This window comes from Phenylobacterium sp., assembly GCF_036263695.1.
In the GTDB taxonomy this organism is placed as follows: domain Bacteria; phylum Pseudomonadota; class Alphaproteobacteria; order Caulobacterales; family Caulobacteraceae; genus Phenylobacterium.
Map to the genome: position 1 here is coordinate 1 of NZ_DATAGM010000192.1, position 15068 is coordinate 15068.

Below are 15068 nucleotides of genomic sequence, written 5' to 3' on the forward strand. Positions count from 1 at the left end.
AGAGCGCACCGCGTCTCTGGTGACAGAGGCGGCATGGCAAGCCCCGCCAGGAGCAAGACCGAATAGGGGCGTTGCGCCGGGGACCCCTCCGGCAGGGCCGTCGCCGGCCCGAGACGCCCGGGTAGGTCGCGAGAACCGGCCCGCGAGGGTCGGTCCAGAGGAATGATCGCCGCGTCCGCTTCGGCGGGCGGCACAGAACCCGGCTTACAGGCCGTCTGGTCCATTTTCCTTCATCGAATGGGACGCGCTGACACCAGTCGGTGACTGGTTGCGGCCGCACGGGGGCTACCTGCCGTGCGGCGCTGGGAGAGGTGAGCTCCGCCCCACCAGTCACCGATCGGCGACTGGGCCAGCGCCACAGTCCCGCCCCGTAGTTTAACCGCCGCCGCGCCCAGAGCGGGTATGCTTAACAAGTTCCATGTATGTTCTGTGAATTCTTTCTGGCCGTTAACTAAACAGGGGCGCGACATCTTTGTTTCGCCGAAGAATCGCGATCCAGAGTCATTGTGTCCCATTCAATCCCGTGTTAACCCAATCACCGTTGGCTGAGCTTTAGCGATTTGCGCCGCGCCGGGGGGCTGTGCGGGCGCATCGGCCGGGTGATGGGGCGGCAGGCGGGATGTTTCTCTCGACGTTCGAGAAACAATTGGACGCCAAGCGGCGCTTGGTGGTGCCGCAGGACTTCCGCGCGCTGGCTGCGGGACCTTTCGAAGGCGTGTTCTGCTTTCCCTCCATCGAGGCCGACTGCATCGAGGGCGGCGGCAAGGCGCTGTTCGACCGCTACATGGGCGTGATCGAGGAGTTGGACTTCGGCGATCCGCTGCGCAGCGCGCTGGAGACCTCGGTGCTCGGCGGCATGGCCAAGCTGTCCTTCGACACCGCCGGTCGGATCACCCTGCCCGAGAGCCTGTGCGAGATGTTCGGCCTCACCGACTGGGTGGTGATCGTCGGGCTCGGCGACCGGTTCCAGATCTGGCAGCGCGAGGCCTTCCAGGCCCACCGCGCCGCTCAACGCGAGCTGGCCCGCGAGGGCCTGGCCCAGATGCGCGCCCAACAGCGCGCCGCCCGCGCCGGAGGGGCCCAATGAGCAGCGCCCACGCCCCAGTCCTGATCGACGAAGTGATCGAGGCGCTCGAGCCGGCCGCCGGTAAGACCATCATCGACGGCACCTTCGGGGCCGGCGGCTACACCCGCGCCTTCCTCTCGCGCGGCGCCCGCGTCATCGCCTTCGATCGCGACCCGACGGCCCGCCGGTTCGCCGAGGGACTGGATGCGCAGGCGTTCCGGCTCGTCGAGGCGACGTTCTCGCGCATGGTCGATGAGGTGGGCGAGAGCGCCGTTGACGGCGTCGCCCTGGACCTCGGCGTCTCGTCCATGCAGCTCGACGAGGCCGAGCGGGGCTTCTCCTTTATGCGCGACGGTCCGCTGGACATGCGCATGGGCGGGGAGGGGCCGACCGCGGCCGAGCTGGTCAACGAGGCCGAGCCGGCCGAGCTGGCCCGCATCCTGTTCGTCTACGGCGAGGAGCGCAAATCGCGCCGGATCGCCGCCGCCATCGCCCGCCGCCGGGCCGAGCAGCCCTTCACGCGCACCGTCGAACTCGCCGAATTCATCGAGCAGGCGCTGGGCGGGCGTCGCGGCGCGAAGACGCATCCTGCGACGCGGGCGTTCCAGGCGCTCAGAATCGCGGTCAACGAGGAGCTTTCCGAGTTGGAGGCGGGACTTGCGGCGGCCGAACGCGCGCTGGGGCCCGATGGCCGGCTCGCCGTCGTCACTTTCCACTCGCTGGAAGACCGCATCGTGAAGAGCTTCCTGGCCGAACGCGCCGGTAAGACCCCCGCCGGCTCCCGCCACGCCCCGCCCGCGGCGCGCGGTGCGGAGCCGAGCTTCCGCCTGCTGTTCAATGGCGCGCGCGCCCCGTCGGACGCCGAGGTCGCGGCCAACCCCCGGGCCCGCTCGGCGAAGCTGCGCGCCGCCGTCCGCACTCAAGCTCCCGTCTGGAGGAACGCGGCATGAGCCTGCTCGATCGCAAGGTTCGCGGCTTCAAGCTGGTGGACGTCGTGGCCCTGGGGCTGCTGGCGGCCCTGGTGCTGGGCGTCTACCTGGCCAAGACCATGGCCGGCCGCGAGCGGACCGAGATCGCCCGCATCGAGCGCCAGATCGCCGCCGAGCGGGGCCGCATCCGGCTGCTGGAGGCCGAGGTGAGCCACCTGGAGCAGCCCTCGCGGATCGGCCAGCTCAGTCAGGCCTACCTCGGCATGGCGCCCGCCACGGCCCAGAATGAGGCGACCGCCGAGGAACTCGTCGCCATCGCCGAGAAGGCCGCCAAGGCCAAGCCGAAGGCGCCGGCCGCGGCCGAGCCTGCCGAGGCCCCTGCGGCGGCCGCGCCTGCGCCTGCGGCCGTGGTTGTCGCCCCCGCGCTGGAGGCCGGCCAGTGACCGCGGTCCATCCCGGATACGAAGCTACGCCCCGGCGGCGCTGGCTGACCGGCGGCTTCTGGAGCCTGGAGCGCGCCTTCGAGCGGGCCCGCGCCTCGGACAAGGCGGAGGACGACACCCGCATCCGCATCTTCTTCGTGCTGGCGCTGTTCGCCTTCGCCTTCGCCTCGCTGGCGCTGGGCGCGACGCGCGCGGCGGTGTTCTCGGGCCTGGACAAGGGCGCCGCCTTCCGCGCCGCGGGCGCCGCCCGCGCCGACCTGGTGGACCGCAACGGCCGCATGCTGGCCGCCGACCTGCTGCACTACGGCCTCTACATCGACCCGACCGAGGTCTGGGAGGTGGAGGAGACCCGCCGTCTGCTGCTGACCGCGCTGCCGGAGATGTCGCCGGCCAGGCTTGACCGGGTGCTGCGTTCGGGCCGCCGCGGCTTCGTGTTCGGCGGGCTCAATCCGACCGAAAAGGCCAAGATCTACGAACTGGGCTTGCCCGGGGTGAGTTTCGAGCCGGAGCAGCGCAGGATCTATCCATTGGGCCAGACGGCCGCCCACCTGATCGGCTTCTCCGACACCGGGGGCGAGGGCCTCTCGGGCGCCGAATTTGCGCTGAACCAGGCGGTGCGCGGGGCCAAGCCCGGCTCGCCAGTGCCGCTCTCCATCGACCTGCGGGTGCAGGCCGCGCTGGAGGAGGAGCTCTACAAGACCGCCCAGCTGCACTCGGTGAAGGGCGCTGTCGGCATCGTCACCAACGTCCACACCGGCGAGGTGCTGGGCATGGCCAGCTGGCCGACCTACGACCCCAACGAGCCGGGCAGAGCCAGCCCCGACGCCCTGACCAACCGGGCGGGCGCCTCGGTCTACGAGATGGGCTCGATCATGAAGGTCTTCTCGGTGGCCATGGGGCTGGACTCCGGCACCGTGAACATCGGCTCGGTGATCGACGCGTCCTCGCCGCTGAAGATGGCCGGGCGGGCGGTGCGCGACTACCACGCCGAGAACCGGGCCATGACCGTGGCCGATGTCTTCATGCACTCGTCCAACATCGGCACCAGCCGCATCGCGCTGATGGCCGGAGCGGACACCATGCTGAAGTACTACAAGGACTTCGGCCTGATGGAGGCTGCCCCCATCGAGCTGCGGGAGTCGGCCAAGCCGATCGCGCCCCGGAACTGGGACCCCAACACCCTGGCCTCGGCCTCCTTCGGCCACGCCATCTCGGTGACGCCGCTGGCGGTGGCGGCCGGCATGGGCGCGGTGCTGAACGGCGGCACCTACGTGCCCCTGACCATCAAGCCGGTGGCGCCCGGCGAACGGCCGAAGGGCCGGCGGGTGGTCACGGAAGAGACCTCGAAGGCCATGCTCGACCTGATGCGCGCCAACGTGGTGCACGGGACGGGCGGCAAGGCGAACGCCGAGGGCCTACGGGTCGGCGGCAAGACCGGCTCGGCCGAGAAGCCCGGCCGCGGCGGCTATCAGCGCGACAAGCTCGTCGCCTCCTTCGCGGCGGTGTTCCCGTCCGACGGGCCGCTGGAGAGCGACCGCTACTTCGTGCTGATCATGATGGACGAGCCCAAGGGCACCAAGGAGACCTTCGGCTTCGCCACCGGCGGCTGGACCGCCGCCCCGACCGCCGGCCGGGTCATCGACCGCATCGGGCCGATCCTGGGCGTTGAGCGGGTGGCGGAACTGGCGGAGCCGGATCCTGCGGCGGCCGCCAAGCTGGCGGGAGCCGACGACTGATGGCGCGGAAGCTCTCGGAGTTGGTGCGCCGCGACCTGGCGCAGGACCCGGAGATCTCCGGGGTCACGGCCGACAGCCGCAAGGTCCGGCCGGGCTGGCTGTTCGCAGCCCTGCCCGGGACGAAGGTCGACGGCCGCGCCTTCGCCAAGCAGGCGCTGGCACAGGGCGCAGCGGCGGTGATCGCCGAGGCGGAGATCGAGGACGCGTCCGCGCCGACCATCGTCACCCCCGACCCGCGCCGGGCCTACGCCCTGGCGGCGGCAGCCTATTTCGGCGCCCAGCCGGACGTCTGCGTCGCCGTCACCGGCACCAACGGCAAGACGTCGGTGGCCACCTTCTGCCGGCAGATCTTCACCCGACTGGGCCGGAAGGGCGCCAGCATGGGCACGCTGGGCGTGCGCACGGCCGACGAGCAGCTGACGCCGGCGGGCCTGACGACGCCAGACGCCGCCGACGTCGCCGAACTGCTGTCCGAACTGGTCGGTAAGGGCGTCACCCACCTGGCGCTGGAGGCCTCGTCGCACGGGATCGACCAGCGCCGGCTGGACGGGGTGAAGCTGACAGCCGCGGGGTTCCTGAACCTCACCCAGGACCACCTCGACTACCACGGCACCATGGAGGCCTACCTGGCCGCCAAGCTGCGCCTGTTCGAGACGCTGTTGACCCGCGGCGGCACGGCCGTGCTGAACGCCGACTCCGACGCCTATCCAGCCTTCGCGGCGGCGGCGGTGCAGGCGGGGCATACGGTCTTCTCGGTCGGCGAGAACGGGCAGGGGCTGAAGCTCATCGCGCGCGAGCCGACGCCAGAAGGCCAGCAACTGATCATTGAGGCCGGGGGGCGGACCTTTGACGTGAGCCTGCCGCTGGTCGGCGGCTATCAGGCGTCCAACGCCCTGGTGGCGGCGGGCCTTTGCATCGCCACTGGGGAGGAGGTCGCCGAAGTGCTGGAGGCCCTTTCGTATCTCGAAGGGGCGCCCGGTCGGCTGGAGCGGGTCGGCCGAGGGCCGGACGGCGGCGAGGCCTATGTGGACTACGCCCACACGCCCGACGGGCTGGAGACGGTCCTTAGCGCCCTGCGCCCGCACGCGCGCGGGCGCTTGCTGGTGGTGTTCGGGGCCGGCGGCGACCGCGACCGCGGCAAGCGTCCGATCATGGGCGAGATCGCCGTGCGGCTGGCGGACCTGGCCATCGTCACCGACGACAATCCCCGCAGCGAGGATCCCGCCGCCATCCGCGCCGAGATCCTGGGGGGCGCGAAGGGCGCACGCGAGATCGGGGACCGCCGTGCGGCGATCCGGGCGGCCGTCGCGGAACTTCGCGACGGCGATGTCCTCATCGTCGCCGGGAAGGGACACGAAGAGGGCCAGACCATCGGCTCGGTGGTTCATCCGTTCAACGACGTGATCGAGGTCCGCGAAGCGCTGGAGGGCGACCGTGGCTGAGCCCCTCTGGACCGCCGACGAGATCCTCGCCGCCACCGGCGGCCGACCGCAGGGCGCGGGCTTTTCCGCGACCGGCGTCTCCATCGACACCCGCACGATCGAGGCGGGCGACCTGTTCGTCGCGCTGGGCGGGGTGCGGGACGGCCACGAGTTCGTCGACCAGGCGCTGGCCAAGGGCGCCTCCGGCGTACTGGTCTCGAAGCCCACCCACGGCTCGGGCGTGATCGTCGAAGACACGCTCAAGGCGCTGGAAAAGCTCGGGCAAGCGGCCCGCGTTCGCGCGATCCAGGCGCGCCGGGGCGCAGTCACCGGGTCCGTCGGCAAGACCAGCGTCACCCAGGCGATCCGCGCCGGCCTCACCCTGGCGGGCCCCGCCCACAGCTCGGTGAAGAGCTACAACAACCACATCGGCGTGCCGCTGACGCTGGCCCGTATGCCGCGCACCACGCAGCGGGCGGTGTTCGAGATCGGCATGAACCACGCCGACGAGATCACGCCGCTGTCGCAGATGGTCCGCCCGCACGCCGCGGTGGTCACCACCGTGGGCCCGGTGCACGTGGAGAACTTCCCGGACGGCGAGACGGGCGTGGCCCGCGCCAAGGCCGAGATCTTCGCCGGGCTCGAGCCCGGCGGCGTGGCGGTGCTGAACGCCGACAACCCGTGGATCGACCTGCTGAAGGCCGAGGCTGCCAAGGTCGACGCGCGGGTGGTGACCTTCGGGACCGGCGAGGGCTGCGACGCCCGGCTGATCGACTTCCTGCCGGCGCCCGGCCACGCCCTCGTCCAGGCGCGGCTGCACGGTAAGGGGCTAGATTTCCCGATCCTGCAGACCGGGTTCCACTGGGGCCTGAACAGCATGGCCGTGCTGCTGATGCTTGAGGCCCTGGACGTCGACCTCTCCGACAGCCTGGCCGCGCTCGGCAGCTTCGAGCCGCTGGAGGGCCGCGGGGCCGAAACCGAGGTGAAGATCGCCGGCGGACGCTTCACCCTCATCGACGAGAGCTACAACGCCAACCCGATCTCCATGGCCGCCGCGTTCAAGACGTTGGGCGCCCGGAAGACCTCGGGGCGGCGGATCGTCGCGCTGACCGACATGCTGGAGCTGGGGGGCGAAGGGCCCGCCTTCCACGCCGGGCTTGCGGCCCCTCTGGAGCAGGCGGGGATCGACCTGGTGTTCTGCGCCGGGCCCCTGATGAAATCCCTATTCGACGCACTTCCACCGACTCGGCGAGGCGCGTACGCCGATGACGCGGCGACGCTGGCGCCGCTGGTCGCCCGGGCCGCAGAGCCCGGCGATCTGGTGATGGTCAAGGGTTCGAACGGATCGAAAGCCGGGGTGGTCGCAGCCGCCCTGAAGGCGCTCGGCCGCGACCCCGGGGAGGGCGGCTGATGCTCTATCTGCTCTACGAGCGGTTCGGCCAGGAGTACGCGGACGCCTTCCCGCTGCTCAACCTCTTCAAGTACCTGACCTTCCGCACGGGCATGGCCATCTTCACGGCGCTGTTCGTCGTCGTGGCCATGGGCAGCCGCTTTATCCGCTGGATGCAGGCCAAGCAGGGCAAGGGCCAGCCGATCCGCAAGGAAGGCATCGAGCGCCACGTCATCGAGAAGGCCGGAACGCCGACCATGGGCGGGGTGATGATCCTGGCCGGTCTGCTGGTCGGGACCCTGCTGTGGTCGGACCTGTCCAACGTCTATGTCTGGGCGGCGGTGATGGTCACCGCCAGCTTCGGCATCCTGGGCTTCCTGGACGACTACGCCAAGGTCACCAAGCAGAGCACCGAGGGCGTCTCCGGCAAGCTGCGGTTCGGCCTGGAGTGGTTGATCGCCATCGTGGCCGTGATGCTGGTGGTCCAGTTCGGCGGCCGCCCGCCCGAGAGCCCGGAGCTTCCGACCTCCATCGCCCTGCCGTTCTTCAAGGAGGCGCTGTTCGACGTCGGCTGGTTCTACGTCCTGTTCGGCGGCTTCATCATCGTCGGCGCGGCCAACGCGGTGAACTTCACCGACGGCCTCGACGGCCTGGCCATCGTGCCGGTGATGATCGCCGCGGCCGCCTTCGGGGTGATCGCCTACCTGGTCGGCAACTTCGTGTTCGCCGAGTACCTGCAGGTCCACTTCGTGCCCGGCGTCGGCGAGGTGGCGGTGTTCTGCGGGGCGATGATCGGCGCCGGGCTCGGCTTCCTCTGGTACAACGCCCCGCCCGCCAAGATCTTCATGGGCGACACGGGCTCGCTGGCCCTGGGCGGCGGCATCGGCGCGGTGGCGGTGTCCACCAAGCACGAGATCGTCATGGGCATCATCGGGGGCCTCTTCGTCCTTGAGACCCTGTCGGTGATGATCCAGGTCGCCTCGTTCAAGTTGACGGGCAAGCGGGTCTTCCTGATGGCCCCGATCCACCACCATTTCGAGAAGCTCGGCTGGTCGGAGAGCACGGTGGTGATCCGCTTCTGGATCATCGCCTTCATCCTGGCCATGCTTGGCCTCGCCACCCTGAAGCTGCGGTAGGGGAGGCTCGGCGCGCGTCATGATCCCCGTCCGCGGCTTTGAAGGCAAAACGGTCGCCGTATTCGGCCTGGCCCGCACCGGGCTGGCCGCCGCGCAGGCGCTGCAGGCCGGCGGCGCCCAGGTCGCGCTGTGGGATGAGAAGCCCGCCGCCCGCGAGGCCGCCGCGGCTCAGGGCCTGCCGGTGGTCGACCTGACCACCGCCGACTGGACGAAATTCGCCGCGCTGATGCTGTCGCCGGGCGTGCCGCTGACCCATCCGGCCCCGCACTGGACCGTCGAGCGGGCCCGCGCCCACGGCGTCGAGATCCTCGGCGACATGGAGCTGTTCGCCCGCACGGTGAACGCTGCGCCGGACCACAAGCGGCCGAAGGTGGTGGCCATCACCGGCACCAACGGCAAGTCCACCACCACCGCTCTGATCGCCCACATTTGCGCCAACGCCGGCCGCGACACGCGGATGGGCGGCAACATCGGCTTCGGCGTGCTCGGGCTCGAGGACATGCACGGCGGCGCCGTCTACGTGCTGGAGATGAGCTCCTACCAGCTCGACCTGACCTCCAGCCTGAAGCCGGACGTCTCGGTGCTGCTGAACATCTCGCCCGACCACCTGGAACGGCACGGCGGCATGGAGGGCTATGTGGCCGCCAAGCGCCGGGTGCTGCTCAACCAGGGCAAGGGCGACACCGCGGTGATCGGGGTCGACGATCCCTGGGGCCAGCGGATATGCACCGAGATCACCGCCGCTAACCGCCGCACCATCGTGCCGGTCAGCGCGTCGAAGGCCATGGGCCGGGGCGTCTACGCCCTGCAGGGCCTGCTCTACGACGCCACCGGCGAGCGCGCCGTCGAGGTCGCCGACCTGCTGCGCGCCCGCTCACTCCCCGGCCGCCACAACTGGCAGAACGCGGCCGCCGCCTACGCCGCCGCCCGCGGCCTCGGCATCTCCGCCGAGGAAGCGGCCGAAGGGCTGATGAGCTTCCCGGGCCTGGCGCACCGGATGGAGACGGTGGGGACGATCGGCAAAGTCCGCTTCGTCAACGACTCCAAGGCCACCAACGCCGACGCCGCCCGCCAGGCGATGTCGAGCTACCCCAAGTTCTACTGGATCGTCGGCGGCGAGCCGAAGGCCGGCGGCATCGACAGCCTGCAGGACCTCTTCCCGAGGGTGGAGAAGGCCTACCTGGTCGGCGAAGCCGCCCCGGCCTTCGCCCAGACGCTGCGCGGCAAGGCGCCGCTCGTGGAGAGCGGGACCATCCAGGCAGCAGTCGCCCAGGCTTACGCCGACGCCGCGGCTAGCGGCGAGGAGGCCATCGTCCTGCTCTCGCCCGCCTGCGCCTCCTTCGACCAGTTCGCCGACTTCGAGGAACGTGGCGAGGCTTTCCGCGCCGCGGTCCAGGCCCTGATGCACGCCCCCGCGGGAGCCGTCGCCCGATGAAAGCCAACCAGGCGCACGCCTTTGCCCGATCCGACCGTTCAAAGGTCGGGATGTGGTGGTGGACGACAGACCGCTGGCTGCTCGGCGCGGTGGCCATCCTGCTGGCGCTGGGCGTGCTGCTGTCGTTCGCGGCCAGCCCAGCGGCGGCGGCGCGCATGAACGTCGGCGACCCGTTCCACTTCGCCATCCGCCAGAGCGTATTCGCGGCCGCGGCGGCCGTCGTCCTGCTGTTCGTCTCGATGATGGACGTCAGGAGCATCCGGCGGACCGCGTTCTTCGTCTACTTGGTCTCCATCGCGGTGATGATCGCGCTGCCCTTCATCGGCCATGAGGCCAAGGGGGCGACAAGGTGGATCCACGTCGCCGGCTTCACCTTTCAGCCGTCGGAGTTCATGAAGCCGGCGCTGATCATCCTGGTCGCGTGGATGTTTTCCGAGGGGCAGAAGGGGCAGGGGGTGCCCGGCGTTTCGATCGCCTTCGGGCTGTTCGGGCTCTGTGTGGGGCTGCTGTTGATGCAGCCTGACCTTGGTCAGACGGTGCTGATCACCGTCACTTTTGGCGCAGCCTTCTGGATGGCCGGGGTGCCGCTCTCCTGGGTGATGCTGATGGGCGGCATCGCCATCGGTGGTCTGTCGAGCACCTACTTCTTCATGCCGCACGTGGCGGCGCGGGTTGACAAATTCCTTTCGCCGGACGCCGCCGACACCCATCAGGTGGACCGCGCGGCCGAGGCGATCGCCGCGGGCGGCCTGTTCGGCCGCGGGCCGGGCGAGGGCGTCATGAAGCGCCACGTCCCCGACCTGCACACCGACTTCATCTATTCCGTGGCGGCCGAGGAATACGGGCTGATCTTCTCGCTGCTGTTGATCGGCCTGTTCGCCTTCATCGTCATCCGCGGCCTCTACCGCGCCATGAAGCTGTCCGACCCGTTCGAGCAGGTCGCGGCCGCGGGGCTGTTCGTGCTGATCGGCCAGCAGGCCTTCATCAACGTGGCCGTGAACCTCAACATGATCCCGACCAAGGGCATGACCCTGCCGTTCATCTCCTATGGGGGCTCGTCGATGCTGGCGATCTCGCTGACCATGGGGATGGCGTTGGCGCTGACACGCCGCCGGCCGGGAGCCTATGGTCACGAGGGTCTCGGCCAGAACGCGTTCGCGTAAGTAAGCAGGTCCGATGGGCAAGACGGCCGTCGTCGCCGCCGGGGGCACCGGCGGCCATCTCTTCCCCGCCCAGGCGCTGGCCGAGGCGCTGGCCGCCCGCGGCTGGCGGATCGTGCTGGCCACCGATGAGCGGGGCGCGGCCTACGCCGACAAGTTCCCGGCCGACGACCGCATCGCGCTGTCCGCCCGCACCGCCAAGTCGAGCGATCCCATCGGCATGGCCCGGGCCGGGTTGGCGGTGGGGCAGGGTGTGCTGCAGGCCCGCAAGGCGTTCCGCAAGCTCGATCCCGCGGTGGTCGTCGGCTTCGGCGGCTATCCCAGTCTGCCGGCGCTGATGGCGGGCCTGGGCCAGAAGCGGCCGACCGTCATTCACGAGCAGAACTCGGTGCTGGGTCGGGTGAACCGCTATCTCGCGCCCAAGGTCGACCGCATCGCCTGCGCCTTCCCTACGCTGATGAAGGCCGACCCGAAGGCCAAGGCCCGCGCCACGGTCGTCGGCAACCCGGTGCGGCCCGAGATCCGCGCCCTCTACGACAAGCCCTACGAGGCGCCGGAGCCGGGCGGGCGCCTGCGTGTGCTGATCACAGGCGGCAGCCAGGGCGCGCGGCTGCTGTCCGAGCTGGTCCCGCAGGCGATCGCCAAGCTGCCCGAGCCGGTCCGTATGGCCCTGATCATCCAGCAACAGAGCCGCCCGGAGTCCATGGACGTCGCCCGCCGCACCTACCGCGACGCGCTGATCGAGGCGGAGATCGCCCCCTTCTTCCGTGACATGGCCAGCCGGCTGGGCTCGGCCCACCTGGTGATCGGCCGGGCCGGAGCCTCCACCTGCTGCGAGCTGGCGGTGGCCGGGCGGCCCTCGATCCTGGTGCCGCTGAAGATCGCCACCGACGACCACCAGCGCTACAACGCCAAGCTGCTCGCCGACGCCGGCGGCGCGGCCGTGGCCCTCGAGGGGGAGGTGACCGTCGACTCCATGGCCGGCGCGCTCAACGCCCTGCTCAAGGACCCCGAGCGCCTCGCCCGGATGTCCGCCTCCGCCAAGTCCGTCGCCCAGCCGGACGCGGCCGAGAAGCTGGCGGATCTGGTGGAAGAGACGGCGCGGGTCCGCTGAGCCCGTTGGGCCGGGACCTAGGCGAGCGGGCGGACGCGAGCTAGGAAGGCCGCATGACACGACCCTCCATGCCCTTCGAGATCGGCCCCGTGCACTTCGTGGGCATCGGCGGCATCGGCATGAGCGGGATCGCCGAGATCATGCTGCGCACCGGCTACCAGGTGCAGGGCTCGGACCTGAAGGCCAGCGCCAACACCGAGCGGCTGGCGGGCCTGGGGGCCAAGATCTTCATCGGCCAGGACCGCGCCAACGTCGATGGCGCCTACGCGGTGGTCTATTCAACGGCGGTCAAGCCGGACAACCCGGAGATCCTCGCCGCCCGCGAGTGGCGGATCCCGCTGGTCCGCCGGGCAGAGATGCTGGCCGAACTGATGCGGCTGCAGTTCTCGGTCGCGGTCGGCGGCACGCACGGCAAGACCACCACCACCTCGATGGTCGCGGCCCTGCTGGACGCGGGCGGGCTGGACCCCACGGTGGTCAACGGCGGCATCATCAACGCCTACGGCACCAACGCCAAGGTGGGACAGGGGGACTGGATCGTCGTCGAGGCCGACGAGAGCGACGGCACCTTCCTGCGGCTCAAGTCCACCGTCGGCATCGTCACCAACATCGACCCCGAGCACCTGGATCACTACGGCGACTTCGACGCTGTGAAGAAGGCCTTCCAGGACTTCGTGGAGAACCTGCCCTTCTACGGCTTCGCCGCGGTCTGCACCGACCATCCGGAGGTGCGCGCCATGGCCGCCCGGGTGGAGAACCGTCGGCTCGTGACCTACGGGACCAACCCGCAGGCGGAGGTCCGCGCGGAGAAGATCTCCATGGGCGCCGACGGGGCCCATTTCGATGCGGTGATCGCCCCGCACGGCGGCGGCGAGCCGGTGCGGATGGAAGACCTCCACCTGCCGATGGCCGGCCTCCACAACGTCCTGAATGCGCTCGCCGCGGTCGCCGTGGCGCGGGAACTGGGCGTTCGTGAAGAGGCGATCCGCCGGGGGCTGCTGGGCTTCGAGGGCGTCAAGCGCCGGTTCACCAGCGTCGGCCTGGTGGACGGGGTGCGGGTGATCGACGACTACGGCCACCACCCGGTGGAGATCGCGTCGGTGCTGAAGGCGGCCCGGGCGGTCACCAACGGCCGGGTGATCGCCGTGGTCCAGCCGCACCGCTACTCGCGGCTGAAAGACCTGTTCGGCGACTTCTGTAACTGCTTCAGCGACGCTGACGTGGTGGTGGTCGCCGACGTCTATGCGGCCGGCGAGGCGCCGATCGAAGGCGCCAGCCGCGACGCGCTGGTCGAGGGCCTGCGCCGCCACGGGCACCGGCGGGTGATCCCGCTGGAGGGGCCCGCGGACCTGGCCCGCGTGGTGCGCGAGGAGGCCCGAAGCGGCGACCTGGTGGTCTGCCTGGGGGCCGGTGACATCACCAGCTGGGCCTACGCGCTGCCCGGCCAGCTCGAGCAGCTGGGCGCGGCCGCCGAATGAGCTGGAGGGACCAACTGCCCGCGGCGCGCGGCAAGCTGCTGTTCGACGAGCCGCTGGCGCCCTTCACCTGGTTCCGGGTCGGCGGCCCGGCCGACGTGATCTTCCTGCCGGAAAACGAGGACGACCTCGCGGCCTTCCTGAAGGGCCTCGATCCGGCCGTGCCGGTGACGCCGATCGGCGTCGGGTCCAACACCCTGGTCCGCGACGGCGGGGTCGAGGGCGTGGTGATCCGCCTGGGCGGGCGGGCGTTCGCGAAGGTGGAGGCGCGCGGCGACTCCACCATCTTCGCCGGCGCGGCGGTGCCCGACGCCATTGTGGCGCGCGAGGCGGCCAAGGCGGGGATCGCGGGGCTGGAGTTCTACCGGGGCGTGCCGGGCTCGATCGGCGGGGCCTGCATCATGAACGCCGGCTGCTACGGCTCGGAGACCAAGGACGTGCTGGTCGAGGCCTACGCCGTCACCCGCTCCGGCGAGCGGCTGACGCTGTCCAACGCGGAGATGGACTTCAGCTACCGCAAGTCGGCCCGCGCCGCGAAGGGCGACCTGATCTTCACCGGCGCGCTGTTCAAAGGCCTCCCCGACGACCCCGCGGCGATCACCGCCCGCATGGACGAGATCACCGCCCGCCGCGAGCAGACCCAGCCGATCCGCGAGAAGACCGGCGGCTCCACCTTCAAGAATCCCCCCGGCGACTCCTCGTGGAAACTCGTCGACGCCGCCGGCTGGCGCGGCAAGCCCTACGGCGGGGCCATGTTCTCACCCCTCCACGCAAACTTCCTGATCAACACCGGGGAGGCCACCGCGGCCGACCTCGAGGGGCTGGGCGAAGCCGTGCGCGCGGACGTGAAGGAAAAGTTCGGCGTCCAGCTAGAGTGGGAGATCAAGCGGATCGGGCGGCCAGGCTGAACCGCTAACCCGGCATTGTGTCGAAGGCGGTCAGGCCGGGGGGCAAGAGCGCCCAGGCCGGGCGGTCGCGGGTGAAGATCGCCATGCTGGGGGCGAACACCGAAGGGTCGTCCAGGGAGCCGGCGTAGATGGTGTGCTGCTCGTCGACGCCGACAATGCCGCCGAAGACGAGGCCTCCGCAGTCGGCGCAGTGGTTGCGCACCGCTTCGCCGCCGCCAAACGCCTTCGTGCGGGATTGACTGGCGCGCCCGGCGATCCTGACCTCGGCTGCCGAGAAGCCCATGAACGGGATGAAGCCCGAGCCTGAAGCCTTCCGGCAGTCGGCGCAGAAGCACAGCCCTGCGAATATCGGCTCGCCCTCGGCCTGGTAGCGGAGCTGGCCGCAAAGGCAACCGCCCGTGATCTTCCGCACGTCCTGGCCCATGCGTGCACCTAAGCGTCGGAGAGGGTCTCCCGCAACCAGTCGATGAAGAAGCCGAGAGGCTCTGGCGGGGCGTCTGCCGAAGGGATAGCCGCGAGCGGGTCCTCGAACGGCGTGAAGCCAAAGGGCGCCGTCAGCGTCCCGGCAGCAAGTTCTCGCGAGATCAGGCGGCGCTCGACCAGAGCGACGCCCATGCCCTGGGCGGCCGCCTCGATCCCCAGATGCGTGTGGGGGAAGGAGAGGCGCCGCTCCCCGTCGAGCGTGATCCCCGCGCGGTCGCGCCACAAATCCCAGGCCCTCGAGGTGAAGTCATGACCGATGAGCACAGGCGCGAGGAATTCGCCGCGGAGACCCTTTGAGAGCGGATAGGCTGGGGCGCAGACCGGGCCGAAGGCGACGGGGGCTATGGGTACGGCTCTCGCCTGCTCGTGGGC

The 15068-nt window shown here is 70.4% G+C and carries 14 protein-coding genes and 1 other RNA gene; 13 read left to right on the forward strand and 2 right to left on the reverse strand.

The window, feature by feature from the left end; translation table 11 throughout:
* From rnpB to murB, 13 genes are all read left to right on the forward strand, one after another.
* An RNA gene (gene rnpB / locus VHK87_RS07845) (RNase P RNA component class A) lies at positions 1 to 223 on the forward strand; the annotation flags it as partial.
* Positions 224 to 619: 396 nt separating this feature from the next.
* Positions 620 to 1087, forward strand: coding sequence for a division/cell wall cluster transcriptional repressor MraZ (locus tag VHK87_RS07850; RefSeq protein WP_329634350.1), 468 nt, complete (start codon positions 620 to 622; stop codon positions 1085 to 1087).
* Positions 1084 to 2016, forward strand: coding sequence for a 16S rRNA (cytosine(1402)-N(4))-methyltransferase RsmH (gene rsmH / locus VHK87_RS07855; protein WP_329634351.1), 933 nt, complete (start codon positions 1084 to 1086; stop codon positions 2014 to 2016). The genes VHK87_RS07850 and rsmH overlap by 4 nt, the downstream gene beginning before the upstream one ends.
* On the forward strand, positions 2013 to 2438 hold the full coding sequence (gene ftsL, locus VHK87_RS07860) for a cell division protein FtsL (RefSeq protein ID WP_329634352.1): 426 nt from the start codon (positions 2013 to 2015) through the stop codon (positions 2436 to 2438). The genes rsmH and ftsL overlap by 4 nt, the downstream gene beginning before the upstream one ends.
* Positions 2435 to 4174, forward strand: a complete 1740-nt coding sequence (locus VHK87_RS07865) for a penicillin-binding protein 2 (protein WP_329634353.1) — start codon at positions 2435 to 2437, stop codon at positions 4172 to 4174. The genes ftsL and VHK87_RS07865 overlap by 4 nt, the downstream gene beginning before the upstream one ends.
* Positions 4174 to 5616: a UDP-N-acetylmuramoyl-L-alanyl-D-glutamate--2,6-diaminopimelate ligase gene (locus VHK87_RS07870; RefSeq protein WP_329634354.1), complete on the forward strand. Its 1443-nt coding sequence runs from the start codon at positions 4174 to 4176 to the stop codon at positions 5614 to 5616. Before VHK87_RS07865 ends, VHK87_RS07870 begins: the two co-directional genes overlap by 1 nt.
* The gene (locus VHK87_RS07875) at positions 5609 to 7006 is read left to right on the forward strand and encodes a UDP-N-acetylmuramoyl-tripeptide--D-alanyl-D-alanine ligase (RefSeq protein ID WP_329634355.1); all 1398 of its coding nucleotides are present in this window, start codon (positions 5609 to 5611) and stop codon (positions 7004 to 7006) included. The genes VHK87_RS07870 and VHK87_RS07875 overlap by 8 nt, the downstream gene beginning before the upstream one ends.
* The gene (mraY, locus tag VHK87_RS07880) at positions 7006 to 8121 is read left to right on the forward strand and encodes a phospho-N-acetylmuramoyl-pentapeptide-transferase (protein ID WP_329634356.1); all 1116 of its coding nucleotides are present in this window, start codon (positions 7006 to 7008) and stop codon (positions 8119 to 8121) included. The genes VHK87_RS07875 and mraY overlap by 1 nt, the downstream gene beginning before the upstream one ends.
* A 19-nt stretch (positions 8122 to 8140) precedes the next feature.
* Positions 8141 to 9556: a UDP-N-acetylmuramoyl-L-alanine--D-glutamate ligase gene (gene murD, locus VHK87_RS07885; RefSeq protein WP_329634357.1), complete on the forward strand. Its 1416-nt coding sequence runs from the start codon at positions 8141 to 8143 to the stop codon at positions 9554 to 9556.
* Positions 9553 to 10719, forward strand: a complete 1167-nt coding sequence (ftsW, locus tag VHK87_RS07890; RefSeq protein ID WP_329634358.1) for a putative lipid II flippase FtsW — start codon at positions 9553 to 9555, stop codon at positions 10717 to 10719. Before murD ends, ftsW begins: the two co-directional genes overlap by 4 nt.
* 13 nt (positions 10720 to 10732) lie before the next feature.
* Positions 10733 to 11830 carry an undecaprenyldiphospho-muramoylpentapeptide beta-N-acetylglucosaminyltransferase gene (gene murG, locus VHK87_RS07895; RefSeq protein ID WP_329634359.1) on the forward strand — a complete coding sequence of 366 codons (1098 nt, stop codon included), beginning with the start codon at positions 10733 to 10735 and terminating at the stop codon, positions 11828 to 11830.
* A gap of 53 nt (positions 11831 to 11883) precedes the next feature.
* Entirely contained in the window at positions 11884 to 13308 is a 1425-nt protein-coding gene (gene murC, locus VHK87_RS07900) for a UDP-N-acetylmuramate--L-alanine ligase (protein WP_329634360.1), read from the forward strand.
* Complete coding sequence (gene murB / locus VHK87_RS07905; RefSeq protein ID WP_329634361.1) at positions 13305 to 14213, forward strand: UDP-N-acetylmuramate dehydrogenase; 909 nt, start codon at positions 13305 to 13307, stop codon at positions 14211 to 14213. Before murC ends, murB begins: the two co-directional genes overlap by 4 nt.
* A gap of 4 nt (positions 14214 to 14217) precedes the next feature.
* On the opposite strand, the gene VHK87_RS07910 is transcribed toward murB, so the two are convergent.
* Both VHK87_RS07910 and VHK87_RS07915 read right to left on the reverse strand, forming a co-directional pair.
* Positions 14218 to 14637, reverse strand: coding sequence for a GFA family protein (locus VHK87_RS07910; protein WP_329634362.1), 420 nt, complete (start codon positions 14635 to 14637; stop codon positions 14218 to 14220).
* An 8-nt stretch (positions 14638 to 14645) separates the two neighbouring features.
* A partial coding sequence (locus VHK87_RS07915) for a LysR substrate-binding domain-containing protein (protein ID WP_329634363.1) occupies positions 14646 to 15068 on the reverse strand: 423 nt, incomplete at its 5' end.